This window comes from Megasphaera sp. NM10, from assembly GCF_000417505.1.
GTDB classification, from domain to species: Bacteria; Bacillota; Negativicutes; order Veillonellales; family Megasphaeraceae; genus Megasphaera; species Megasphaera intestinihominis.
This window is the reverse complement of the sequence record NZ_APHY01000061.1, coordinates 1-23,004: the sequence shown is the minus strand read 5'-3', so window position 1 is coordinate 23,004 and position 23,004 is coordinate 1. Positions and strand designations below refer to the sequence as shown.

Sequence of the window (23,004 nt, the reverse complement as noted above, 5' to 3'; positions counted from 1 at the left end):
ACCTCAGTCAAAAATTTTTCCGGGATTCAGGATATTCTTCGGGTCCCAGGCCTGCTTCACAGCCTTCATCAAGGCCAGTTCCACCGGATCCGTATACTTGGCGAACAGGGCCTTGCGGGCCTGACCGATACCGTGTTCCCCGGAAATGGCACCACCCAGCTCATAAGCTGCCTGGCAGGCCTTATCTTCAAAGGCGGCGACTTTCTGCTTTTCATCCCCTTCATCGGCGAAGCCCTTGCGCAGGACATCGAGATGGATATTGCCGTCGCCGGCGTGGCTGACACCGCGGAAGACGACGCCCAGCGCCTGTCCCAAATCCCGTAAGCGTTCCATGAAGGGCAGGAGCCGGTCCGGCGGGACGACGAAGTCTTCCATGGCCGCCACGGGGCAGTCCGCAGCCGACGCTTCCGTAAAGGCCTTGCGGGCCTTCCAGACTTTATCGGCGTCGGCCATGAAGACATCGACAGCTCCCAGGCGGCGGCAGACTTCATCGACAGTGACGCAGTCGTCATCGAGCGTTTCGTCCCGCGAGCTGTCGAGCTGGATAATCATATAGGCGCCGCCGGCCGGGCAGGGCTGTTTTTCTTTGAGCCAGTCCTGGACGACGGAAATGACGTCATAGTCCATGAATTCCAGGCACGTCGGCGTAATACCTGCCTTGGGCAGGGCCGTGACCAGGGCCAGGGCCGTTTCCGGCGACGGAAAGACGGCCAGGACGTGGGCCGTGGCCCTGGGCAGGGGTACGAGCTTCAAAGTCAGCTCCGTAATGATGCCCAGCGTCCCTTCGGAACCGATGACGATTTTTTCCAGGGGATAACCGGCCGTCATCTTGTGCAGGCGCTTGCCGAGATGGGCGATCTGCCCGGTCGGCGTGACGACTTCGATGGCGTAGATCTGATCCCGCGTCGTCCCGTACTTGACGGCCCGGTTGCCGCCGGCATTGGTCGCGCCATTGCCGCCAATACAGCAGCAGTCGCCGCTGCAGGGGTCGCCGGCATAGAGGAGGCCGCGCTTGCGGGCTTCTTCCTGTATCCGCGCCGTAATGACGCCGGCCTGGACGACCATGTACATGGCGTCTTCATTGATTTCTACGATACGGTCCATCCGTTCCGTACTGACTACGATGCCGCCGCGGCTGTCGGCCACAGCTCCGCCTTCCAGGCCGGTCCCGGTCCCCCTGGGGATGACCGGGATGACGGCGTCATTGGCCAGGCGGACGACAGCCGCCAATTCTTCGGCCGACGCCGGCAGGACGACGACGTCGGGCAGACAGGCTGGCCCGGTCCCTTCGTCTTGTCCATAGGGAATCTTTTTATCCCGGTCCGTCCAGACATATTTAGCGCCGACGATGGCTTCGAGGTCCGCGACGACGGCCGGGGTTACGTGATTATACTCCATAATGACTTCCTTCTCAGGCTTCCTGCCCGAAGATAAATTTTAAATAACTTTCCTGGAACTGGCGATATTTCCGCTTGGCCAGGGGAATCTTATGGCCCTGGATTTCGATGTAATCGCTCTTGATGACGCGGATAGCCGACTGGTTGACGATATAGCCTTTCCCAGGCGATACGAACTGGCCCGGCGCAATGGCATCCAGCGTATCCAAGAGACTAGCCAGGGACTGCCGCGTTTCCAGCAGCAAGTGGTCTGCCGTATAGACCTGCTGGATGTGCCCATTGCTTTCGACGTAGAGGATGGCGTTGACTTCTTCGACCTGGATACCGCCGCCGACGAGGCGGAAGATCATCTTGCCGCTGTGGCGCTGGCGGATGCTTTCCATGACGCGGTCCATGGCCTGGTCGAACTCTTTCTGCGTAAAGGGCTTGACCAGGTAATGGGCAGCCCGGACGGCAAAGGCTTCGACGGCAAATTCTTCGCTCGTCGACAAGAAGACGATTTCCGCCCGGCTCTTCTGCTTGCGCATCTCTGCGGCAATGTCCGTCCCCAGCAGGCCGGGCATACAGATATCCAGCAGGACGATGTCGAAATTCCCTTCCTTTTCAAAAGCATCGACGAAATCCATGGCATTGTTATAGGTAAAGACTTCGGTCGGTTCCTTTTTATCGTGGAAATACTGTTGGACTGCCTTTTGAATGATGTCCAACTGTTCCTGTAAATCATCACAAATCGCAATTCGTACCATCGTGACGCCTCCTTTCAATAAACAAGTATTTTACAAGTTTATTATATCACCAGATTCGTCTCAAGCCGTCCGATGTGTCACGAAATGGCGCATTTTTGACGCGTAGCGGCGTTCAAAGGAAGGTATTTACCATCATGCATGGTCCCTTTTTCTCTATAGTAGGGGCTCGCACGTGGGGCGCCCGTCAGCATATGCAAGAATCCCGTTATCACTGATTTGCCTGAGCGGGCTCGCCACGTGCGAGCCCCTACAGAAAAGGGACTGTCGCACATGCAACAGCCCCTTTTCCCCCACTACAGTACGATGCCCCGCAGGAGCGGTACGATGGTGAACTGATATAATTTCAAAAAGCCGAAGACGCAGATGCCGATGGATGCGCCGACGATGGCCCCGTTGATACGGATCCAGGCCAGGTCTTCGCCGACTTTGCTTTCCAGGAACTGGTTGAACCGCTTCTTGTCGAAGCCCGACAGGACGTCGCGGACGGCGACGGCGATGAGCGAGTGTTCATGTTCCAGGATGACGTTGCAGGCCCGGCGTATCTGTTCATCGAGCCAGTCTTTGATTTCCGGATAGGACCGGCAGTATTCCAGGTAATGGATGAACTGTTCTTCCAATAAATCCTTCAGTTCTTCCTTGCCCTGGTCGCCTTTGGTGAAATAGTCCTTGGCCGAATTCTGGGTCGCCGTCAGCCACTGCTCGATGGGCAGGGAGTCGACGAACTGGTCCTGCCAGTTCTGGACGCCAAAGGCCATCTGGCCGTTCATGGAATAGAGGAAGAGTTCCAGTTTGCGGCACAGCCATTCGCGCTGTTCCCCTTCGGCATGTTCCCACTGGTCGAGCCATTCGACGATGCCCATCTTGATATCCTTGGCAATCTTACGGGTATCGACAATGCCCAGGACTTTGGTCAGTGTGAGGCTGGACATGGACGAATGCTGCGATTCTTCACGCCACTGGAGGATGAGCTTTTCCAGGAGGCTGTCGAAGTCGTCGCTGTTGACCAGTTCCCGCACGAGGCCGATGGCATCGTTGAACATGTTGCTGTTCGGGTCTTCCAAAAGGGAAATGAGGCGGTCCTGGAAGAAACTGACCAGGGGCTGCTGTTTCAGGTACTTGCGGATGTGCGAGGCTATGGATGCCTGGGTCCCACCCTTCTGAGCGTAGCGGTAAGCCCGCTGAGCCACTTCGTAGAGGACGCTGCGGAACTTTTCCCGGCCGTTCGGGCCGCGCAGCCAGCCGACGAGCTTATCGATGAAAGAAATCTGATAGAGCTTATCCTGCCACATATTGGGCTGGAGAAGCTTTTCCGAGATGATCTTGGTCATGCTGTCGATGATCTGGTCGCGATGGCGATAGAGCAGTTCCGTGTGATACGGAAAGCCCAACGGCTTTTCAAAGAGCGCCGTAACGGCGAACCAGTCGGCGATACTGCCGATGAGGGCCGATTGGATGACGAAGAACAGCAGTTCTTCCCAGACCGAGACGTCATGCGTATACCACCAGAGGAAAATGGCGATGAAGCAGACGAAAGACAGGCCTAAAATCATATTGGCACGCTGTCTGTATGTCATAAGATAGCCCCTCCCTTCACGGCGTACATGACCAGGTAAATGACGGCACCCAGGATGGCGCCGACGAGCGAACCGTTGACGCGGATCATCTGCAGGTCATACCAGACACTGTTTTCCAGCTGTTCTGCCAGGTAATTGCCGTCGTATTTCAGGATTTCCTGTTCTGCCGTCTTGCCGAACCAGACCTGGAGACGCTTCAATTCGCGGGCCGCAAAGGCCAGGGCCTGGCGGTTCATATGTTCCACCTGGTCTGGGCTCTGGCGCCACGATTCCAGTTTATTGATGACGTAATTAGCTGCGACCTTGCAGACCCGCTTCTGCCGTTCCGGGTCCTGGACGTAGCGCTGCCAGGCTTCTTTCGTGTCCGGCCGCGTGACCAGGCTGTTGTACATGCGGTTCTTATAGCTGTCGATGCGCTGGCGCCATTCGTCGTTGAATTCGATCTTTTCCGTCTGTTTCCACAAATAGCGCAGGGCCTGCTGGCGCTGTAGGGAATTGTCTTCCTTGGCTTCGGCCAGGAGGTCCAGGCACTTCGTCTGCAAGAGGCCGGCTACGTGGTCCGGCTGGAAGACTTCCATCTTCAAGGCCGCCTTGATGGCCCAGCCGAGGAAGATATTGTGCTTGGCGTACTGGCGCAGGGAGGCTTCGTAGATTTCGCCGACATAGCGCTTCATCGTTTCACTGCGCACGAGGTCTTCCAGGTTGAGGATCATGAAATCGAGGAAATCCTTCCCCGATTCACCGCGCAGGCCGATTTTGATGGCCTTGCTCATGATCGGTGCCAGGTCGACTTTCTCGATAGCCTGGCCGCCGATGCCGGCAAAGGCCTTGACGACGGTCTTCATGTCGATGGTGTACAAGAAGGTATTGAGGATCTGACCGAAGACGCGTTCTGCCGACTGGAACCCCTTTTCCGTATGGAGATAATCCAGCGTCGCGCCCAGGATGGGATGATGTTTGAGGACGTTGTACATATTGGAAACGGTCAGGATTTCATATTCGATCATATGCCGGGCCATTTCGGCAATGCGTTCCTTGCTGTTCGGAATGAGGGCCGTCTTAAAGGAGATGCCCAAAGGCCGGCGGAACAGGGCCGTTACGGCATACCAGTCTGCCAGGCCGCCGATGAGGGCCGCCCCGGCCAGATGGGTCAGCAGTCCGCCGACAAAAAAGTCTTGGAAGGGGTATGCCAGAAGCAGGAGGACTGCCGCCGTAATCAGGATATAATTGGCAATCTGGCTGCGTCTGCCCCCGTGTGTATTACTTGCCATGATACCTCCTTACTGCCCGCCGATGATGACGTCGTCGCCATCATGCTGGGGAATCCACAAGGGTACGTCCGGATAAGCCTGTTTAAAAGCTGCCGACGGCGTCCAGGGCGTGCCGAAATAATGCATGGGGATGAGGCATTTCGTGACCGAAACGTCTTTCAGGAAACCCGTGACGCCCCATTCGCGGGCGCCTTCCAGGCGGGCGTCGACAGGGAAAAAGACAATGTCGAAAGTCTGTCCGGCAAGGTGTTTCATTTCCCGGTCGAAGTTGCTCTTGGCTTCGGCATTATTTTCATCCGTATCGCCGAGCCAGTGCCACCAGTTCAAGTCGCCGGCATGGAAAATCTTCAAGCCGTCCGTTTCCACCAGGAACGACCCGCCTTCATCAGTCGACCCATACTGGGTCACCGTCGTATCTCCCAGGGGCAGCGTTTCATACAACTTCATGGCATGGAACCGGTCTGCCGGAATGTCCTTGAGGCGCACATCTTCATTGACGATGTACTGGGCACCGCCGAACTGGCCGATGCTGCGGTTGAAATGGTCTTCGTGCCAATGGCTGACAAAGAACCACAACGGCTTCCTGCCGACCTGGCTGTAAGCCTTGACCGTCCCCGATGGATCCTTGTAGTAATCAAAGACCAGCACCTTGGAATCGGTCTCGACGGCAAAGCCGCTGTGATTCAAAAAGGTAATCTGTACACTCATATAGTAACCCCCTTATCGGTTGTTTAATGGCTATTGCATACTTTTTATTATACCATATATGCATCGCCCGTGTACATGCCGGGGAGGGTTGTGGCTAGGGGCTGGTGGCTCGTAGTTCGTGGCTCGTGCGAATTTCTCCAATTTTTAGTTGTAGGGGCTCGCACGTGCCTTTTCAGCCCGTCAGGCCATGACTACAAGGAATGGCAGGACGGTTGCTGAAACGGACCAATGTAGAGGGCGAGCCCGCTTGAGGATATATGTGATTCCCCCAGCCAGTTTGCTAGGGAACTCATCCAAAGTTCTAACGGGTCGCCCACGTGGCGACCCCTACAAAGTAAAAAGGCTTGCCGCACATGCGACAAGCCTTTTTTACTTTCCCTCTGCGATCAGCCCTGATGGAATTCTACGCCCATAGCGCCTTTCGGATGTTTCCAGCTCTTTACGCCTTTGCCGCCGGAAATGACGCGGCACGTACCACATTCGAGGCAGCCTTCATGACTGAAGACCAGTTTGCCGTCATCATAGTGATACAGGTTAGCCGGACATGCCATGACTAAGCGTTTGATTTCTGCTTCGTCATGATAATCTTCGTTGATCTGGATATGAGATTCGTGTTCATCGGTCACGAACTTATCGAAACCCAGTTTATCGTCTACACTCATCTTTGCCATCTTACATCGCCTCCCAAGCTTTCTTACCTAAATCGAAGAGATTAGCCAAGCCGCCGTTGTTTGCCAAAACTGTCAGAGCAATCATGGGCAGAGCGACCGGTGCGCCGCCGTCTACTTTGTAGACCATGCCGGCAAATTCGTCGGCCATCTTCGGGAAATCGTTGAAGATAATGTGATCTTCCAAGAGGCCCGGCAGGTTCTGATACTGTTTCATGAGCTTCATGATGAAGCTTTCTTCTAACAAGGTCTTGTAAACCGAGAGGCTTTCAGCCGAGAAGTCGTTGCGGTTCTTCGCTTTGATGACGGCTTCGCCAGCCAGACGGCCCGATTCGATAGCCAGGTCCATGCCGCGGACGGTGTAACCCAGGTTAACGACCATAGCTGCTGCATCGCCAGCGACGAGGACGCCGTCACGGACGAGTTCCGGCATCATCTTGAGGCCGCCTTCGGTAACGAGGTGAGCCGAATATTCTTTCAGTTTCCCGCCTTTGATGAAGGGAGCAATAGCCGGATGAGCTTTCATGCGTTCAACCATGTCCGGTACGCTGACATCGACGCGGCCGATATCGCTGATGGTCGTAACGATGCCCAGGGACAGGCTGTCTTTGTTGGTGTAAATGAAGCCGCCGCCGAGGTTGCCGCCCGTCGGGTCGCCAGCCATCATCCAGGCTGCGCCGTCGTTGCCGCTCAAACCGAAGCGTTCGTTGATGACGTCTTCACCGAGTTCGATGACTTCTTTGACGCCGACTGCAACGTCTTTCTGTTCCAGTTCTTTCTTCATGCCGATCTGCTGTGCCAGCAGGGAGTTGACGCCATCAGCCAGGATGACGACATCAGCGTCGAATTCTTCGCCGCCCGTCATGACACCGATGACTTTGCCGTCTTCGACGACCAGTTTATCGACGAGGAAGCCTTCTGTCAGCATGACGCCGGCTTCTTCGGCTTTATCGGCCAACCATTTATCGAATTTAGAACGCAGTACCGAGTAGGACGGATATTTGAGGTTTTCCAGTTTATCCGAACCATACTGGAAGCTCAGTGCGCCGCCTTCTGTCATGAGCGACAGGCGTTCCTGCGTAATCTTACGTTCAATCGGAGCTTCTGCTGCGAAATTCGGAATCAGTTTTTCCAAGCTGTGTCCATAGAGACGGCCGCCGCTGGAGTTCTTGGAACCGCAGAATTTACCGCGCTCCACCATCATAACATCCAAACCAGCTCTGGCCATTGTCAAGGCTGCAGCAGAACCAGCTAAACCGCCGCCAACCACGATGGCATCAAATTTTTCTTCACTACTCATGTTCTTACCCTCCTTAACCATACGGTTTGCTATCTTAATTTCCGTTCGTATCTATCGTAACGTAATGTAAGTCCTTTTCATAATCCTTCATTCGACCGCAGGCTTCTTCCCCTTGTGGAGCACGCAGGCCCCAAATAAGCGGCTTTTCATCTGCCTGTCAATCAATCCGGCTTGTCCAAACAAGTCCAGGAGCTCCTTCTTCCTGAGAAAATCCTGCGTCGACTGCCACAGCCAGGTGTATTCCTGCCGATGGCGGAAGCCGCCGCCCAGGAAGGGCATGACATACCGGAAGTACACCGAATAAAAGGGCCGGATGACCAGAGAATCGGGGACAAAGGAGTCGAGACAATATACCCAGCCGCCGGGAACGACGACGCGGGTCATTTCCTGCAGGACGCGCAGGTAGTCCGATGTGTTGCGAAGCCCGAAGGAGATACAGGCTGCCGAAAAGGTATTATCCTCAAAAGGCAGGTTCATGGCATCACCTTCCTGCCAGGTAACGTTAGCAAGCGGCGCGCCTTTTTTGCGGGCTACGTCGAGCATCGCCGGCGAAAAATCGAGGCCAGTGACCTTGAGATCCGGCCGGTGCGCTGCCAGGGAAATAGCGATGTCCCCAGTGCCACTGCACACATCCAGGACACGGCTGCCCTTGGCTGCCTGCTCACAGACAGCTTCGATGAGGCAGTCTTTCCAACGGCTTTCCATGCCGAGACTGATGCGCCCGTTGGCGCGGTCATAAGTCTGGGAAATCTGCTGGAATACATGATATACCTTCTCCCGTTTTGAGAGTTCAGCCAAAAGTACCACCTCCGAAGAGGACCATCGCGAGTGCTAACAGATAGGCACCGTTGCCAAAGAGATTGGCGGCGATGATACCTTTCATCTGTTTCACCCGCCCCTGCGGTTCCAGAGGCGACTGAAGCAGATTGACAAAGGTATGTCGGGCAAACACGATAAAGAAAGCCGGGCTGATGAGGCCCCACCAACCGATATACCATACGGGCAGGAGGCAGATGAGTGCCATCCAGATCCATACGGCAGCCCGGTACAGGCGGACGGCCTGAGTCCTTCCCAAGAGTGCCGGTAAGGTCCGGCGCTTGGCCTGCCTGTCCTTTTCAATATCACTCGTATTATTGGTCATCATGATGAGACCGATACTGATGATGAAGGGCAGAGCCGCAGGCAAAACGGAAAAATCGAAGGTACTGCTGACGGCGGCGACGATTCCCATGGGGATGAGGCCGCCCATGACAAAGCCCGAAACGAACTCGCCAATCGGCAGATAGGATATCGGCAGGATACCACCGGAATAGGTCCATACGGCGATGGCTCCGATGACGCCGATGATCAGCGGCGCCGGTCCGGCTGTGACCAGTGCCGGCAAGGCCAGGAGACCGGCTGCAACTAAGTAGCCAAGTCCCAAAGCCAATGCCTGTCCAGGCTTGATGTTTTCATAAACCAGGACGGCGTCGCTCACCTCGACGTTGTCGTCGGCAGTGTCCGTGCCTTTTACAAAATCAAAATAATCATTCAGCGTATTGACGGCGGACTGCATGAAGACGCAGGCCCAAAAGAGGGTGATGGCCAGCGTCCCCGTAAGGGGGTAGCCCTTCAGGAGGCAATACAGTTCACCGAATACGGCGGGATATACAGAAGCCAGCCAGGTGTGCGGTGCAGCCAGGCGAACGGCCAGCTTAGGTGTTAAGCAATGTTGCTGTTCCATTCACACGGCCCCCAGCTTACGTACGATCTTGCCGAGCTGCAGGGAAATATCACTTGACGGCAGGGCTTCGAGGATGTCCTCAGCCCGTTTCTGGTAGGTGTGGATCTGGTTCCACGCGCCTTCCAGGCCGCCCAGGGCTGCGACGATTTCTTCCATGCGGCAGATATCCGCATGAGTCAGCGTCCCTTCGGCGCTCCTTTCCATATAGGGGTAGAGGAGCCGGCGGCCGCCGGGCTGTTCCCGTGCCAGGAGGACCGGCAGGGTATAGATCCCTTCGCGGAAATCCTGGTGGGCTTTCTTGCCAATCATCGAACTATCGGGTACGAAGTCGAGGAGGTCGTCGCGCATCTGGAACATATAGCCCAGACATTCGCCGAAGGACTCGAGCATCCGCGATACCCGTTCGTCACAACCGCTTTCCATGGCACCGATGCGGCAGCAGGCGCGGAACAAGGCGACGGTCTTGCCGTGGATGTTCTGCAGATATTGGTCAATAGTGACGTCCTCTTTATAGCGGCACATGGCCTGGCCGATTTCGCCGGCACACATTTCCTCTACAACCTGGGCGATGACCATACCTGCCCGGTTCAATCCCTCGCGCATCAAGTAGAAGGTGATGCGGCTCATCAGGAAATCGCCGGCATAGACGGCTGCGTTCTTCCCGTACTTGCTCTGCACCGACGGCTTGCCGCGCCGGACCGGTGCATCGTCGACAATATCGTCATGGATCAGTGAGGCCAGATGGGTCATTTCCACTACGGCCGCCAGTTTATACAACCGCTCCCGCACATCGTCGCGGTCTGTTCCGAACGAGCCGGCCATCAGTACCAGGCGGGGACGGATCATCTTCCCCTGCGAAGAGGCTGCATCGTCGAGGACAGCGCCAGTGGCTGTACCTTCAAAGGGATGCTGCGTATATAGTTTTATATACTCTTTCACTCTGCGGACCTGGTCATCGCTGATACCGGCAAACAATTTGGGCATAAACTTCCGGGCGCTGGTTTCTAAGAGTGTCTGTTTTATCATCATGCTCTATTTACCTTTCCGGCCAACGTTATTGCCTATTTTTTTTCGCGTTTTTCAACGACGATCTGTGCTGTGTGTTTAACCTGAATGTTGTTCAAGCCGCGAGCATCGAGGCCGCCACGGATCTGGAGCAAGCAGCCCGGGCAGTCGACAGCGACGACATCTGCGCCAGAAGCGACGATGTTGTTGATCTTTTCTTCGAGGATCGGAGCCGACATTTCAGGGAATTTAACGGAGTAAGAACCACCGAAGCCGCAGCATTTATCGCAATCGTGCATTTCGATGAGTTCGACGCCCTTGGTAGCTTTCAAGAGTTCACGCTGTTCCTTGGTGACGCCGAGGTAACGGTTCAAGTGGCAGGAGTCGTGATAGGTGACCTTCATCGGTACGCCATCGCCGGTATCCGGCAAGCCGCCGAGCATGGAAACGAGTTTGCAGAAGTCGAAGGTCTTGCTGCGGAGTGCTTCCGCTTTCTTGAGCATTTCCGGATCGTCCTTGAAGAAGTCGACATAATCGCGGAGGGCATGCGTACAAGTCGGGCAAGCCGATACGATGTAATCGTATTTTTCAGCTTCCATAGCGTTCAAGTTCATTTCAGCAGCTTTCTTGGCGTTTTCAACATCGCCCATATAGGTAGCCGGAGCACCGCAGCAAGCCTGGCCAAGCGGCATTTCTACGATATAGCCAGCCATGTTGAGGGCTTTGACGACGTCCGTTGCGATGTCGACATAGACGAAGTCGAGGAGACAGCCCGTGAAGATAGCGATCTTGCCCTTCGGATTGGGAACATCCTGTTTGATTGTCGGCAGGATATCGCGGAACGGCTGCGGAGCAACGCTCGGCAGACTGCGGCCTGCTGTCAGACCGGACAAGAACATCGGCAGATGACGGATCATCGGCTGACCTTTGGTAATCATGCCCTGAGCAACGGAAGCGATGCGCAGCATAGAGTGGAAGAGGTGACGGTCAGCAACCGTATCGAGACAGAATTTATGGACCGGATTGAGGCCATCTTCCTGAGCGAATTTCGTACGTAATTTCAGGATCATGCCGGCAATATCGAGTTTGCCGCCGCAGACTGTGTTACACGTACCGCACTGGAGACAGATGTTTTGGATATCTTTACCGCGTTCACGGCTGTTGAGGAAGCTCGTGAGCAGCGTGCCGATACCGCCGGTATAAATGGAGCCGCCATATACGTGGCCGCCGACGAGGCGGAAGGCCGGACATACATTCAGGCAGGCAGCGCAGCGGATGCAGCAGAAGATATCTTTGTAATCTTCACTGGCCATGATCTTACGGCGTTCCGGCGTATCGAGGATGATCATGTGGAAGTTCTTGTCTTCCTTCGTATCGTTTTCCGGATCCGTAACGACTTTCGTAGCGCCCGTGTAGAAGGAAAGGTATGCCGTGATGTTCTGGGCTGTACCGTTACGAGGCAGTACTTTGAAGATGTAGCGGATATCGCTCATCTTAGCGACGAATTTTTCAATACCAAAGATATATAAGTGCGTTTTCGGAAGGGTTGCGACCATACGGCCGTTGCCTTCATTCGTCATGGTAATGACTGTCCCCGTTTCAGCGACAGCGACGTTGGCACCGGAAACCCCCATTTCAGCGCTGAGGAATTTCGGACGCATGACGCGGCGGGACGTCTTGACTTCTTTCGTGATGACCGGTTCTTCCGGCTGTTTCGTATACGATTCAAAGAGGTCGGCAACGTCTTCTTTAGAATAATGAATAGCCGGCATAACCATGTGGGACGGCGTATCACCAGCGATGGAGTTGATGAATTCGCCCAAGTCCGTTTCCTGAGCCGTAATGCCTGCTTTTTCATAGTTCTGGTTGAAGTGCATTTCTTCCGATGCCATGGATTTCGACTTAACGCAAAGTTTGACGTTGTTGTCTTTTGCCAGTTTCAAAGCATAGTCCATAGCTTCTTCCGGAGAATGAGCGACGAATACGTGAGCCCCGTTGGCTTCCGCATTCTTGATGAATTCGGCCATGACTTCGTCCAGATGGTCACGAGCATAGGATTTTACTTCATGGACTTTCTCACGAAGCGCTTCAAAGTCATATCCTTTGTAAACTCTTGCACGGTTGCCAGGATAAGCTGTCGTAAAGTTCTTCAACGCCTTCTGCAGCGGCGCATTATCCATGGCGCGCTCGATTTCTTGCTTCAGTAATTCGTTAGACATGTGCTGTTCCCTCCCTTACGCATCTTCTACGACGATGACCGAATACTGACGCGGGCCATGAACCCCTACAGTACCGACACATTCGATATCAGCTGTCCGGCTCGGGCCGGTGATGATACCGGCGAATTTCGGGAACGGTTTCGTTTCGGCCATGATGTCGATCATGTCATCGAAAGTATCGACGATCTTAGAAAGTTTGACGATGCCGACATAGACGTCCGATACCGTTTCAACGATACGACAGTCGATGTCGTCCTTCATCTGGACAATGGAGCCCAAGTTGGCGATGCCGTAATCGGCTTCGGTAACGCCGCCTTTGTCGTCCGGGGCATTCTTGCGGAAGTGATCCGTATCCACTTTGATGCCTGCGGCTTTCAATGCGTCTACAGCGCCGATTTCTTTCAGGAGCGGCGTTTCAACGAGGGCAACTTCATGTGTGTCCTTGTCCTGGAAAATTTTGGTGAGAGTTGCAGCAACGTCTGCTTTTTTGGCGATGTAACTTTCGCCGTTGACGCTGGTCAACCCTTTCTGGAATGTTTCATACAATTCTGTCTTTTCCATTTTCACACCTCTTTACTTATAAATCACAACTACAACGAATACTATGAAGTAAAGTATTTAACATAAGTATACCATTTCATGCGCAAAGTGCAATAAGTATAGAAAAATGGGTAATACAAAATGAGAAACCTTGAATGGTCATCTATGCTGTTTTTGTTATTAGCTCATTCATTACTAATATGGTGTTCTTTTAACACTCCATGCTTTTTATCAATAAGCCTTTCAGAAAAATGGCTTATTTACGCTATATACTTCGCTTAACCACGCTAAAGGATATGTTTTTGTAATGATATTTTTAGATTTTTTAAATTACTTTATCTCATATTAAGCTCATTTTGCTTTACAGTATACGATTGATTGTAGAGAATACAATTCATATCTACTAAACATGGATATTGTATGCAGACAAATTTAATCAAAAATAATGAGTCTTTATGAAAACATCGTTCATCGCAGGCCGTTCGTCGTAGGTCGAAAAAAACAAAAGCCCTGGTTACGACGAACGATGAACGAAAAACGGCAAATCCCTTATATGGATATATAAAGAACGTGATTCTATCGGCCTTTTTGAATAAGACACCAATTTTGTCATCTTTTTACAATTTTTCTATTGACAAACGTCCTGTGAAGGGGTATCATGTGTTCAACACGAAAACAAAAATGCAATGACCAAAACAAGTACACACAGGATAACGGCACAGAGAGTAAGGGCCACCGGCTGAAAGCCCCTATCGAAGTTGAATGTGATGGAATGCCTTTGGGAGCAGGATGATTGAACGTGAGTAGGTCATCCCGGTTGCCGCCGTTACGGGTATTGAGTGGCAGTCGAAAGACTGCAATCAGAGTGGAACCACGGACCACCGTCTCTGTATGACGGCAGGTCTTTTTTTATTTACTTTTTTACGACACAGGAGGGCGCTACGCCATGTTCAAATCACTTCGCAACGACATTCGCGTCATCAAGGACCGCGATCCAGCCGCCAAGAACACGCTGGAAGTCTTGCTCTGCTATTCCGGCCTTCATGCCATCTGGGCCCATCGCCTGGCCCACTTCTTCTATAAGCATCAGTGGTTCGTCACGGCACGCCTCATTTCCACGATTTCCCGCTTCTTCACGGGCATCGAGATCCATCCCGGCGCCCAAATCGGCGAAGGCCTGTTCATCGACCATGGCATGGGCATCGTCATCGGAGAAACGACGGTCATCGGCAACAACGTGTCCCTCTATCAGGGTGTCACCCTCGGCGGGACGGGTAAGGAAAAGGGCAAACGCCATCCGACCATCGGCGACTACGTCGTCGTCGCCTGCGGCGCCAAGGTCCTCGGGTCCTTCACCGTCGGCGAAAGCTCAAAAATCGGCGCCGGTTCCGTCGTCCTCAAAGAAGTGCCGCCGTACTCGACAGTCGTCGGCATCCCGGGCCGCGTCGTCGTCCAGAAAGGCAAGCGCCTCAAGGCCAGCCACAGCGAACGCGACGTCGACCTCAACCACAACCGCCTGCCCGACCCCATCGAAGATCAGATCATCGCCCTGCAGCATCAGGTAGCCCTCTTGCAGCACCGCGTCGAAATGATGGACCACCAGCAAGATGAACGCTGCGTTGGCAAAATGCGGCCATTGAAATAATAAACTTCGTTGTCACCCTGTATGGAAATGAAAAATCCCTCTACAGGTGTACATAAAATCTATACCCATTTGGTATACCTTACTATACTTCAACATATTTTTGCATTCATCGGGGGATGAATCATAGGAAAAGGAGAGATTCTCATGAGCAAAATCTACACATCCATGTTACAGTTGATCGGCAACACACCATTATTGAAACCGGAACGTTACAACAACGCCGCTGGCGTAGCTGCTAACCTTTTGGTCAAACTCGACGCTTTCAACCCGGCCGGCTCCGCCAAAGACCGCATCGCCAAAGCCATGATCGAAGACGCTGAAAAGAAAGGCATCCTCAAAAAAGGCTCGGTCATCATCGAACCGACCAGTGGCAATACGGGTATCGGCCTGGCTGCCGTAGCTGCTGCCAAAGGCTACCGCGCCATCTTCACCATGCCGGAAACCATGTCTATCGAACGCCGCAACCTCATTTCCGCTTATGGCGCTGAAATCGTCCTCACACCGGGCAAGACCGGCATGAAAGGCGCTGTCGACAAAGCCAACGAATTGGCCAAAGAAATCCCCGATTCCTTCATCCCCGGCCAGTTCACCAACCCGGTCAATCCGGAAATCCATCGCCTGACGACGGGCCCGGAAATCTATGAAGATACAGACGGCGCTGTCGACATCTTCTTAGCTGGTGTCGGCACAGGCGGCACGCTCTCCGGCGTCGGCCAGTACCTCAAAGAAAAGAAACCGTCCGTCCAGATCATCGCTATCGAACCGAAAGATTCGCCGCTCCTCTCCGAAGGCCATGCAGGCCCGCACAAACTCCAGGGCATCGGCGCAAACTTCGTTCCGGAAACATTGGATACCAAGATCTACGACGAAGTCTTCACGGTTACGACAGAACAGGCTTATGAAACGGCTCAGAAATTCACCGAATCCGAAGGCCTCCTCATCGGTATCTCCGGCGGTGCAGCTCTCTATGCCGCTTCGGAAGTCGCAAAACGTCCGGAAAACGCCGGCAAGACCATCGTAGCCTTCCTGCCGGATAACGGCGACCGTTACCTCACGACGCCGGGCTTCATCCAGCAGAAAACGAAATAAATAGACCATCCTCCAACCAATACATGAGAAAAGAGGCTGCCGCACATGCGACAGCCTCTTTTAAGTGGTTAGTGGCTAGTGGTTAGTGGTTAGCTGCGTAGGGGCCGTCCCAGAGCCTTTCCAGCCCATCGGGTGCCGACCAACGGAAGGCGCAAGATGGCTGCTGAAACGGACAGCAGAGGATGGGCGGCCCGCTGCGAGATTTCACCACAACCTATTCGATAATGATGGTATGGCTTTATGAATTACGAACAATGGCTTTTCCTTGAAGCCTGGTAGTAAATCTGGTATACTGAACTCCATGAGATAGTTCGATGTATTCGGTTTCCCTCGCGAAAGCGAGGTGATCAGCATGAGTGTATACGAAGCATTGTCATTGATGATTGCATTCGCAACTCTTATAGTGCTGATTATTTCAGCAACGAAGCGATAAACCTTTAGCATGAAAAAAACCGCGTACTCGCGGTACACGGCCTTCTTCAAACATAAACCACAGAGGAGACCGATGTACCACCATCGGACTATCTCTGTTTTTATTGTACCATGTTCGCCTAATAAATCAAGCAAATTAATGAGTCCCTCTAAAGCACGTGCCTTTTCAGCCCGTCAGGGCATGACTGTAAAAAACGACAGGACGGCTGCTGAAGAAGATCGCTGTAGAGGACGACCCCTGCAACCTCTTTTCGCTAGCCACTAGCCACGAACAACGAGCAACGAGAAAGGGGCTGTCGCACATGCGACAGCCCCTTTCTGGTATATGTAAGAGGGAATATTGGTACCGATGCTTATTCTTTGCCCATATCGCGGCTGGCCACGATATCTACGCCGAGGCCCAGGATATCTTTGACGATGACGTCGCCTGTATGGACCGGGGCTTTGACTTCGACGCTGCGCAGGGCTGCTGCACAGTCGAGGATTTTGCCTTTCGGCAACGTCGTCTTGGATACGACCGGCAGGAGCGGCAGTTCGCCGCCTTCGATGCGGACCGTCGAGGTCAGCATGCGCTGCGGGTCGGTCAATTCCTGATGGGCATATTTTTCACCGCGCGGGCACGTATTGCCTGTGACCTTGGTAATCTTACCGTCTTCCAGGGTAACAGTAAGCAGGCAGCCCAGCGGGCAGTTGATGCAGTTCAGTTGTTTCGTTTCTACACTCATGTTATGCTTCCTCCTTTACGGAAACGGTCCAATCCGCATGATGGCCCTTGGCTTTTTCAGCCGGTACGTTGACGGCGATCATTTCACTCGGTTTGGCGACGGGGAGGACTTTCGTCAGCAGCGTATCGTCACCGCTCTTGACAGTGAGGCGGACTTTCTTCATGGGTTTGCGGACACGCATGAACAAGCGGATCGTTTCGCCTTCTGCCGTAGCGCGGACGTGCTGGGGAACGCAGGTGCGGACTTCGTCGATGGCTTCGACCTTGACGTCGGCTACGTCTTCCGGCAGCTGTTCCTGTGCCTTGAGGGCAGCGTATTTACCGGCAATTTCAGCTTCTTCCGATACGAAGTCTACCAGGTCATGGACGTGGACGACGTTGCCGGCTGCAAAGATGCCAGGGATGCTCGTTTCACGATGCTGGTCGACGATAGGACCATTGGTGAGCGGATGCATAGCCAGCCCCAAGCCGCGGGACAATTCATTTTCCGGGATCAGGCCGACGGACAGGAGCAGCGTATCGCAGTCGATGTCGAATTCCGTGCCCGGAATGGGTTTCATATGGTCGTCGACTTTGGCGGCCGTAATGCCGTTGACCCGGTCTTTGCCGTGGATGGCCGTAATGGTATGAGACAGATACAAAGGAATATCATAGTCATACAGACATTGTACCATATTACGGGTCAAGCCGTTCGAGAAGGGGCAGATTTCCAGGACAGCCTGGACTTTACAGCCTTCCAGGGTCATGCGGCGGGCCATGATGAGGCCGATGTCGCCACTGCCGAGGATGACGATTTTCTTACCGGGCAGATAGCCTTCCATGTTGACCATGCGCTGCGCTGCACCGGCCGTAAAGACGCCAGCCGGACGATAACCGGGGATACGGATGGCACCGCGTGTACGTTCGCGGCAGCCCATGGTGAGGATGATCGTCTTGCCCTGTACTTTCATCAGGCCGTGAGCCGGGCTGACAGCCGTAACCGTCTTGTCGAGATTGACGCTGAGGACCATGGTGTCGACGAGGATTTCGATTTCCGGTTTATCCTTGACCAGGTCATAGCAGCGCTGGGCGTAGCCCGGGCCGGTCAGTTCTTCTTTGAAGTGATGGAGGCCGAAACCATTGTGGATGCACTGCTGGAGGATGCCGCCAGCTTCGCGGTCACGTTCGAGGACGAGAATTTTTTTAGCGCCGTTCTGCCAAGCGCTGTAGGCAGCGGATAAGCCTGCCGGGCCGCCGCCAACGATGATAATATCATAAAGTTGTTCACCCATTATGCCTTACCTCCGCTTTCTTTGTTGTAGAACATGTAAGAATTACGCATTTCTTTCCGTACTTCCGTAACGGGGATGTTCAATTCACGGGACAAAATCTGTGTAACACGAGGTCCGCAGAAGCCACCCTGGCAGCGGCCCATGCCGGCACGCGTGCGGCGTTTGACACCGTCGACGGTGCGGGCACCGACGGGGCGATGGATGGCATCGACGATTTCCCCTTCCGTAATCGTTTCGCAGCGACAGATGACGCGGCCATAACGGGGATCCTTGGCGATGAGGGCTTTCTGGTCAGCTTCAGCCATCATGCGGAAGCAGGGCTGAGCCGGACGGCCTTTCTTATAGTCCGTCTTGGCTGTCGCACCGGTTTCAGCGACGATGCCGTCGACGAGATATTTGGCGATAGCCGGAGCCGAAGTCAGGCCCGGAGACTGGATGCCGGCAGCCTGGATGAGGCCTTTCGTCTTTTCCGACGGGCCGAGGATGAAGTCGCCCGTGCTGGATACGGCGCGGACACCGGCAAATTCCGTAATGGTAGCGCCTACAGGGATGTTCGGGACCAGACGGCGGGCTTTGTCCAGGATGTCGTCCATGCCCGGAATGGTGACGGCCGTGTCGTCTTTTTCTTCATCCGGCATATCCTGGGCGTTCGGGCCGACGAAGACGTTGCCATGTGTCGTCGCGCAGACCAGGATGCCTTTGCCCATTTTCGTCGGTGTCGGGAAAATCGGCGAGTAAACGAGGTCTTTCTGAGCCGTTTTATCAAAGAGGATGTATTCGCCGCGGCGCGGATGGATCTTAAAGGTATCGTCCCCGGCAAGGCGGCTGATTTCGTCGACATGGACGCCGGCGGCATTGATGACGTATTTCGTTTCGATAGTACCCTTGTCCGTTTCGACGGCTTTGACGGCACCGTCTTCTACGGTAATGCCCGTAACCTGACATTCACGGATGACTTCAGCGCCGTTGATGACGGCATTTTCCGCAAAAGCCAGGGCCAGGCCGAAAGGCCAGCAGATGCCGGCAGTCGGAGCCCAGAGTGCGCCTTTGATGTCCTTGCTGACATTCGGTTCTTCTTTGCGCATTTCATCGCCGCTGACGATTTTCAGTCCGGGAACGCCATTGGCATTGCCCCGTTCGAGGAGTTCCTTGAGGACGTCCATCTGTTCGTCGTCGAGGGCGGCTACATACGAGCCGGACCAGCGGATGTCCAGATCCAATTCGTCTTTCAATTCATGATACATCGCATTGCCTGCGGCATTCATGCGGGCTTTCATACTGCCCGTAGGCGCATCGAAACCTGCGTGAAGGATGGCACTGTTGGCCTTTGTCGTGCCGGCAGCCAGTTCCGGTTCCTGTTCAACCAGGACTGCACGAAGATTGTACTTTGCCAGTTCGTGCAAAATGGCTGTGCCGGTAATACCGCCGCCAATTACGACGACATCTGCTTGTTTTGTCATGTTCACAACCTCTTTCTCTGTAAATACCAAGTATCACTATCTTTGATGCCCTTATTATATCGGTTTGTGAAAATAATTGCAAGACTATTTTTACATATTTTCACATAGCCGAATTATACTATTTTTTCATGCAAAAATATAGGAATATTACCTTTGATTAAGTATGAAATTATGTTCAAAATTTATAAACAAATTTATAAACTTAAGTAAAGGAGAGGGCTTGCCGATGAATGACAAGCCCTTTCCCAAAACCATATATTAAATAAATTAGAAGACATGTAAAGCCATGGCTACGACGTAGGCAGCAAAGGCACCAGCCAGCGGGCCGAAAACAGGAACCCAGGCATAAGCCCAGTCCGAACCGCCTTTACCGGCAATCGGCAGGATAGCATGAGCAATACGAGGACCCAAATCTCGAGCCGGGTTCATGGCGTACCCCGTAGGACCGCCAAGGCTCATACCCAAAGCCCAGATGAGGATGCCGACGATATACGGGCCGACTCCAGGAGGAATGGCACCGACTTTATTGGAGAAAATCATCCAGATAACGAACATCAGGAAGAAAGTAGCAATGAATTCACAAAGGAAGTTGGCCGGATAGTTGCGGATAGCCGGAGCCGTGCAGAAGATACCGAGTTTCGCCGGTTTATCTTCCGTTTCAGCCCAATGGGGCAGGTAAGCCAGCCAGACGATAGCTGCGCCGAGGATACCGCCCAGGATCTGAGCGATGGACGTGGCGAAGAACTGAGGAACACTGTAAATCCCGATCATCGTCTTGCCGAGCGTAACAGCCGGGTTCAGGTCACCCTGCGGAGCACCGAGGGTCGTTGCCGTGTAAACGCCGAGAGTTACGGCGAAACCCCATCCTGCGGTTATACAAATCCAGCCGCCGTTCTGGCCTTTCGATTTGGTCAGCGTGTTGCAGGCGCAGACGCCGGCCCCGAAGACGATGAGGACCATCGTCCCGATAAATTCTCCTAATAAGTTGTCAAACATCATGATTCCAGCACCTCTCTCTTAGTCTTCATCACTAAGCCAGTGCATTGCATGTTTGACAGCTTTGCGCCAGCCTTTATAATACCCTGCTGCTTTTTCAGGATCCATGGTCGGTTCGAAACGATTCTGGAGTTTCCAGCTCGATACGAGTTCTTCTTTGGAATCCCATACGCCGACAGCCAGGCCAGCCAGATAAGCGGCGCCGAGAGCCGTCGTTTCGATGACCTGCGGACGATCGACAGGAACGCCGAGGATATCGGCCTGGAACTGCATGAGCATGTTGTTGGCAACAGCTCCGCCGTCGACTTTGAGGGCAGCCAGTTTGATGCCAGAGTCTGCTTCCATGGCGCCGAGGACATCTTTCGTCTGGTAAGCCATAGAATCGAGAGTTGCACGAACGATGTGAGATTTCTTAGTACCGCGCGTGATGCCGATGATCAAGCCGCGGGCATCCATATCCCAGTAGGGAGCGCCGAGACCGACGAATGCCGGTACGACATAGACGCCGTCCGAGTCGGGAACGCGTTTAGCGACCCATTCCGAATCAGGAGCCGTGTCGATGAGGCGCAGGCCGTCGCGGAGCCACTGGATAGCCGAACCGGCGACGAAGATAGAACCTTCCAGGGCATATTCGACTTTGCCGTCAAGGCCCCAGGCAATGGTCGTGACCAGGCCGTTCTTGGAAGGAATCGGCGTCGTGCCTGTGTTCATGAGCATGAAGCAGCCTGTACCGTAGGTGTTCTTGGCCATACCCGGTTCATAGCAGGTCTGACCAAAGAGAGCCGCCTGCTGGTCACCGGCGATACCGGCGATGTTGACCGGACCGCCGAGGATAGCCGGATCCGTGCAGCCATAGACTTCACTGGACGGGCGGACTTCCGGGAGCATGCATTTAGGAACGGTTAAATATTCAAGAAGCTGGTCATCCCACTTCAGTTCTTTGATGTTGAACATAAGTGTACGGGATGCGTTGGAATAGTCGGTGATGTGGACTTGGCCACCTGTCAGTTTCCAGACCAGCCAGCAGTCGATGGTCCCGAAGAGGAGATCGCCTTTTTCGGCTTTTTCCCGGGCGCCTTCGACATTGTCCAAAATCCATTTGACCTTCGTGCCCGAGAAGTAGGCATCGATGACCAGGCCCGTCTTTTCACGGAATTCATCGACCAGGCCGCGGGCTTTGAGGTCTTCACAAATCGGCGCGGTCTGGCGGGACTGCCATACGATGGCGTTGTACACGGGGTCGCCTGTGTTCTTGTCCCAGACGACCGTCGTTTCACGCTGGTTAGTAATACCGATAGCCGAGATTTCACTAGCCGTCATATTGGCCTGTTCCAGGGCTTCGCGCATGACTTCGACCATGCTGTGGAAAATTTCATTGGCGTCATGTTCTACCCAGCCCGGTTTCGGGAAATACTGAGTGAATTCTTTCTGGCTGACGCTGACGATATGTGATTCATTGTCGAAAATAATAGCGCGATTACTCGTGGTGCCGGCATCAAGGGCCATGACGTATTGCTTGTCTTGCATAATAACATTGCTCCTTTCATCAATTACACTGGTATCTTCTTTCGCTACCTGCATAGAGGATTTTCTGTGATTTCATCATACATCACCTAGCACATTATTTCAACTAAATATTTACATATTTTCACTTTGCGTATAGCCTTAAAACAGGCTATAATTTTTATGCAAAATATAGTATACATAAAAGGTCATATTTCTGAATTTGTTTTCTATTTTACCTTGCATTTACATGAACAAAAATGCGATAATAGGAGAGAATATACTCGCATTCGCTACTATTTTTTCGTCAGAGGATTACACTATTTTATCATAGTTTCGCCAGAAGACTCCTTCCTCTTAGGTAGGGGCATCAATGGCGGTGGATTTCGCAGGTTCGATGCCTGCGAAATCCACCCTATGTCTTTTCCATCTTAGCCTTTTCACTTCGTCTACGGTATAATGGTAGATAACAGAGGAGGTGAATCCTAGATGTACTTGACGCAATCGAATGTCATCCGCGGCTTGTCGAAACAAGAGTATACCATGCTCCGGGAAATGTGCAAATACAGCAATAACCTGTATAATATAGCGGTCTATACGATTCGGCAGCATTACTTCGATACCCAGCAATTCTTGCGGTACGAAGAAAATTACCCCATTTGCAAGGAAAATGAAAACTACGGCTTGTTGCAGGCCGGTGTTGCCCAGCAGATATTGAAGATGGCCGACCGYT

At 53.4% G+C, this 23,004-nt stretch carries 20 protein-coding genes, 1 pseudogene and 1 other annotated feature; of the genes and pseudogenes, 4 read left to right on the top strand and 17 right to left on the bottom strand.

Annotated features, from left to right (window positions below; all coding sequences use genetic code 11):
- Positions 1-3: 3 nt before the first annotated feature.
- From NM10_RS09825 to NM10_RS09770, 12 genes are all read right to left on the bottom strand, one after another.
- Positions 4-1,398: an FAD-binding oxidoreductase gene (locus NM10_RS09825; protein ID WP_020311425.1), complete on the bottom strand. Its 1,395-nt coding sequence runs from the start codon at positions 1,396-1,398 to the stop codon at positions 4-6.
- A gap of 13 nt (positions 1,399-1,411) precedes the next feature.
- The gene (locus NM10_RS09820) at positions 1,412-2,143 is read right to left on the bottom strand and encodes a LytR/AlgR family response regulator transcription factor (protein ID WP_020311424.1); all 732 of its coding nucleotides are present in this window, start codon (positions 2,141-2,143) and stop codon (positions 1,412-1,414) included.
- Positions 2,144-2,436: 293 nt separating this feature from the next.
- Entirely contained in the window at positions 2,437-3,717 is a 1,281-nt protein-coding gene (locus NM10_RS09815) for a DUF445 domain-containing protein (protein WP_020311423.1), read from the bottom strand.
- Complete coding sequence (locus NM10_RS09810) at positions 3,714-4,988, bottom strand: DUF445 domain-containing protein (RefSeq protein WP_020311422.1); 1,275 nt, start codon at positions 4,986-4,988, stop codon at positions 3,714-3,716. The genes NM10_RS09815 and NM10_RS09810 overlap by 4 nt, the downstream gene beginning before the upstream one ends.
- A 9-nt stretch (positions 4,989-4,997) precedes the next feature.
- Positions 4,998-5,696 carry an MBL fold metallo-hydrolase gene (locus tag NM10_RS09805; protein ID WP_020311421.1) on the bottom strand — a complete coding sequence of 233 codons (699 nt, stop codon included), beginning with the start codon at positions 5,694-5,696 and terminating at the stop codon, positions 4,998-5,000.
- Positions 5,697-6,082: 386 nt separating this feature from the next.
- Positions 6,083-6,367: a 4Fe-4S dicluster domain-containing protein gene (locus NM10_RS09800; protein ID WP_020311420.1), complete on the bottom strand. Its 285-nt coding sequence runs from the start codon at positions 6,365-6,367 to the stop codon at positions 6,083-6,085.
- 1 nt (position 6,368) lies between these two features.
- Positions 6,369-7,664 carry an FAD-dependent oxidoreductase gene (locus NM10_RS09795; protein ID WP_020311419.1) on the bottom strand — a complete coding sequence of 432 codons (1,296 nt, stop codon included), beginning with the start codon at positions 7,662-7,664 and terminating at the stop codon, positions 6,369-6,371.
- A gap of 87 nt (positions 7,665-7,751) precedes the next feature.
- On the bottom strand, positions 7,752-8,471 hold the full coding sequence (locus NM10_RS09790) for a ubiquinone/menaquinone biosynthesis methyltransferase (RefSeq protein ID WP_226888102.1): 720 nt from the start codon (positions 8,469-8,471) through the stop codon (positions 7,752-7,754).
- Positions 8,455-9,387 carry a prenyltransferase gene (locus NM10_RS09785; RefSeq protein ID WP_020311417.1) on the bottom strand — a complete coding sequence of 311 codons (933 nt, stop codon included), beginning with the start codon at positions 9,385-9,387 and terminating at the stop codon, positions 8,455-8,457. The genes NM10_RS09790 and NM10_RS09785 overlap by 17 nt, the downstream gene beginning before the upstream one ends.
- Positions 9,388-10,371 carry a polyprenyl synthetase family protein gene (locus NM10_RS09780; RefSeq protein WP_239639696.1) on the bottom strand — a complete coding sequence of 328 codons (984 nt, stop codon included), beginning with the start codon at positions 10,369-10,371 and terminating at the stop codon, positions 9,388-9,390.
- Between the two features lie 77 nt (positions 10,372-10,448).
- Entirely contained in the window at positions 10,449-12,611 is a 2,163-nt protein-coding gene (ldhH, locus tag NM10_RS09775) for an L-lactate dehydrogenase (quinone) large subunit LdhH (RefSeq protein WP_020311415.1), read from the bottom strand.
- A 15-nt stretch (positions 12,612-12,626) separates the two neighbouring features.
- The gene (locus tag NM10_RS09770; protein WP_020311414.1) at positions 12,627-13,172 is read right to left on the bottom strand and encodes a LutC/YkgG family protein; all 546 of its coding nucleotides are present in this window, start codon (positions 13,170-13,172) and stop codon (positions 12,627-12,629) included.
- A gap of 656 nt (positions 13,173-13,828) precedes the next feature.
- Positions 13,829-14,043 (top strand) — a binding site (T-box leader).
- A gap of 54 nt (positions 14,044-14,097) precedes the next feature.
- Between NM10_RS09770 and cysE the strand changes: the two genes are divergently transcribed.
- From cysE to NM10_RS15315, 3 genes are all read left to right on the top strand, one after another.
- On the top strand, positions 14,098-14,796 hold the full coding sequence (gene cysE, locus NM10_RS09765; RefSeq protein ID WP_020311413.1) for a serine O-acetyltransferase: 699 nt from the start codon (positions 14,098-14,100) through the stop codon (positions 14,794-14,796).
- A 144-nt stretch (positions 14,797-14,940) separates the two neighbouring features.
- Positions 14,941-15,885, top strand: coding sequence for a cysteine synthase A (gene cysK, locus NM10_RS09760; RefSeq protein ID WP_020311412.1), 945 nt, complete (start codon positions 14,941-14,943; stop codon positions 15,883-15,885).
- A 352-nt stretch (positions 15,886-16,237) separates the two neighbouring features.
- Entirely contained in the window at positions 16,238-16,318 is an 81-nt protein-coding gene (locus tag NM10_RS15315; protein WP_366926068.1) for a putative holin-like toxin, read from the top strand.
- Between the two features lie 352 nt (positions 16,319-16,670).
- Here the strand turns inward: NM10_RS15315 and NM10_RS09750 are convergent, their stop codons facing one another.
- The 5 genes from NM10_RS09750 to glpK all read right to left on the bottom strand — a co-directional run bounded on the left by NM10_RS09750 (position 16,671) and on the right by glpK (position 22,295).
- Positions 16,671-17,042: a DUF1667 domain-containing protein gene (locus tag NM10_RS09750; RefSeq protein ID WP_020311410.1), complete on the bottom strand. Its 372-nt coding sequence runs from the start codon at positions 17,040-17,042 to the stop codon at positions 16,671-16,673.
- 1 nt (position 17,043) lies between these two features.
- Entirely contained in the window at positions 17,044-18,312 is a 1,269-nt protein-coding gene (locus NM10_RS09745; RefSeq protein ID WP_020311409.1) for an NAD(P)/FAD-dependent oxidoreductase, read from the bottom strand.
- Positions 18,312-19,772 carry an NAD(P)/FAD-dependent oxidoreductase gene (locus NM10_RS09740; protein WP_020311408.1) on the bottom strand — a complete coding sequence of 487 codons (1,461 nt, stop codon included), beginning with the start codon at positions 19,770-19,772 and terminating at the stop codon, positions 18,312-18,314. Before NM10_RS09740 ends, NM10_RS09745 begins: the two co-directional genes overlap by 1 nt.
- Positions 19,773-20,039: 267 nt before the next feature.
- Positions 20,040-20,771: an MIP/aquaporin family protein gene (locus tag NM10_RS09735; RefSeq protein ID WP_204365355.1), complete on the bottom strand. Its 732-nt coding sequence runs from the start codon at positions 20,769-20,771 to the stop codon at positions 20,040-20,042.
- Between the two features lie 18 nt (positions 20,772-20,789).
- Positions 20,790-22,295: a glycerol kinase GlpK gene (gene glpK, locus NM10_RS09730; protein ID WP_020311406.1), complete on the bottom strand. Its 1,506-nt coding sequence runs from the start codon at positions 22,293-22,295 to the stop codon at positions 20,790-20,792.
- 465 nt (positions 22,296-22,760) lie between these two features.
- Here glpK and NM10_RS13370 point away from each other — a divergent pair.
- Positions 22,761-23,004, top strand: a pseudogene (locus NM10_RS13370) (transposase); the annotation flags it as partial.

Coding starts and splice junctions, on each gene's coding strand:
- NM10_RS09825 (WP_020311425.1), bottom strand. CDS start 1,398: ATGGAGTATAATCACGTAACCCCGGCCGTCGTCGCGGACCTCGAAGCC.
- NM10_RS09820 (WP_020311424.1), bottom strand. CDS start 2,143: ATGGTACGAATTGCGATTTGTGATGATTTACAGGAACAGTTGGACATC.
- NM10_RS09815 (WP_020311423.1), bottom strand. CDS start 3,717: ATGACATACAGACAGCGTGCCAATATGATTTTAGGCCTGTCTTTCGTC.
- NM10_RS09810 (WP_020311422.1), bottom strand. CDS start 4,988: ATGGCAAGTAATACACACGGGGGCAGACGCAGCCAGATTGCCAATTAT.
- NM10_RS09805 (WP_020311421.1), bottom strand. CDS start 5,696: ATGAGTGTACAGATTACCTTTTTGAATCACAGCGGCTTTGCCGTCGAG.
- NM10_RS09800 (WP_020311420.1), bottom strand. CDS start 6,367: ATGGCAAAGATGAGTGTAGACGATAAACTGGGTTTCGATAAGTTCGTG.
- NM10_RS09795 (WP_020311419.1), bottom strand. CDS start 7,664: ATGAGTAGTGAAGAAAAATTTGATGCCATCGTGGTTGGCGGCGGTTTA.
- NM10_RS09785 (WP_020311417.1), bottom strand. CDS start 9,387: ATGGAACAGCAACATTGCTTAACACCTAAGCTGGCCGTTCGCCTGGCT.
- NM10_RS09780 (WP_239639696.1), bottom strand. CDS start 10,371: ATGCCCAAATTGTTTGCCGGTATCAGCGATGACCAGGTCCGCAGAGTG.
- ldhH (WP_020311415.1), bottom strand. CDS start 12,611: ATGTCTAACGAATTACTGAAGCAAGAAATCGAGCGCGCCATGGATAAT.
- NM10_RS09770 (WP_020311414.1), bottom strand. CDS start 13,172: ATGGAAAAGACAGAATTGTATGAAACATTCCAGAAAGGGTTGACCAGC.
- cysE (WP_020311413.1), top strand. CDS start 14,098: ATGTTCAAATCACTTCGCAACGACATTCGCGTCATCAAGGACCGCGAT.
- cysK (WP_020311412.1), top strand. CDS start 14,941: ATGAGCAAAATCTACACATCCATGTTACAGTTGATCGGCAACACACCA.
- NM10_RS15315 (WP_366926068.1), top strand. CDS start 16,238: ATGAGTGTATACGAAGCATTGTCATTGATGATTGCATTCGCAACTCTT.
- NM10_RS09750 (WP_020311410.1), bottom strand. CDS start 17,042: ATGAGTGTAGAAACGAAACAACTGAACTGCATCAACTGCCCGCTGGGC.
- NM10_RS09745 (WP_020311409.1), bottom strand. CDS start 18,312: ATGGGTGAACAACTTTATGATATTATCATCGTTGGCGGCGGCCCGGCA.
- NM10_RS09740 (WP_020311408.1), bottom strand. CDS start 19,772: ATGACAAAACAAGCAGATGTCGTCGTAATTGGCGGCGGTATTACCGGC.
- NM10_RS09735 (WP_204365355.1), bottom strand. CDS start 20,771: ATGATGTTTGACAACTTATTAGGAGAATTTATCGGGACGATGGTCCTC.
- glpK (WP_020311406.1), bottom strand. CDS start 22,295: ATGCAAGACAAGCAATACGTCATGGCCCTTGATGCCGGCACCACGAGT.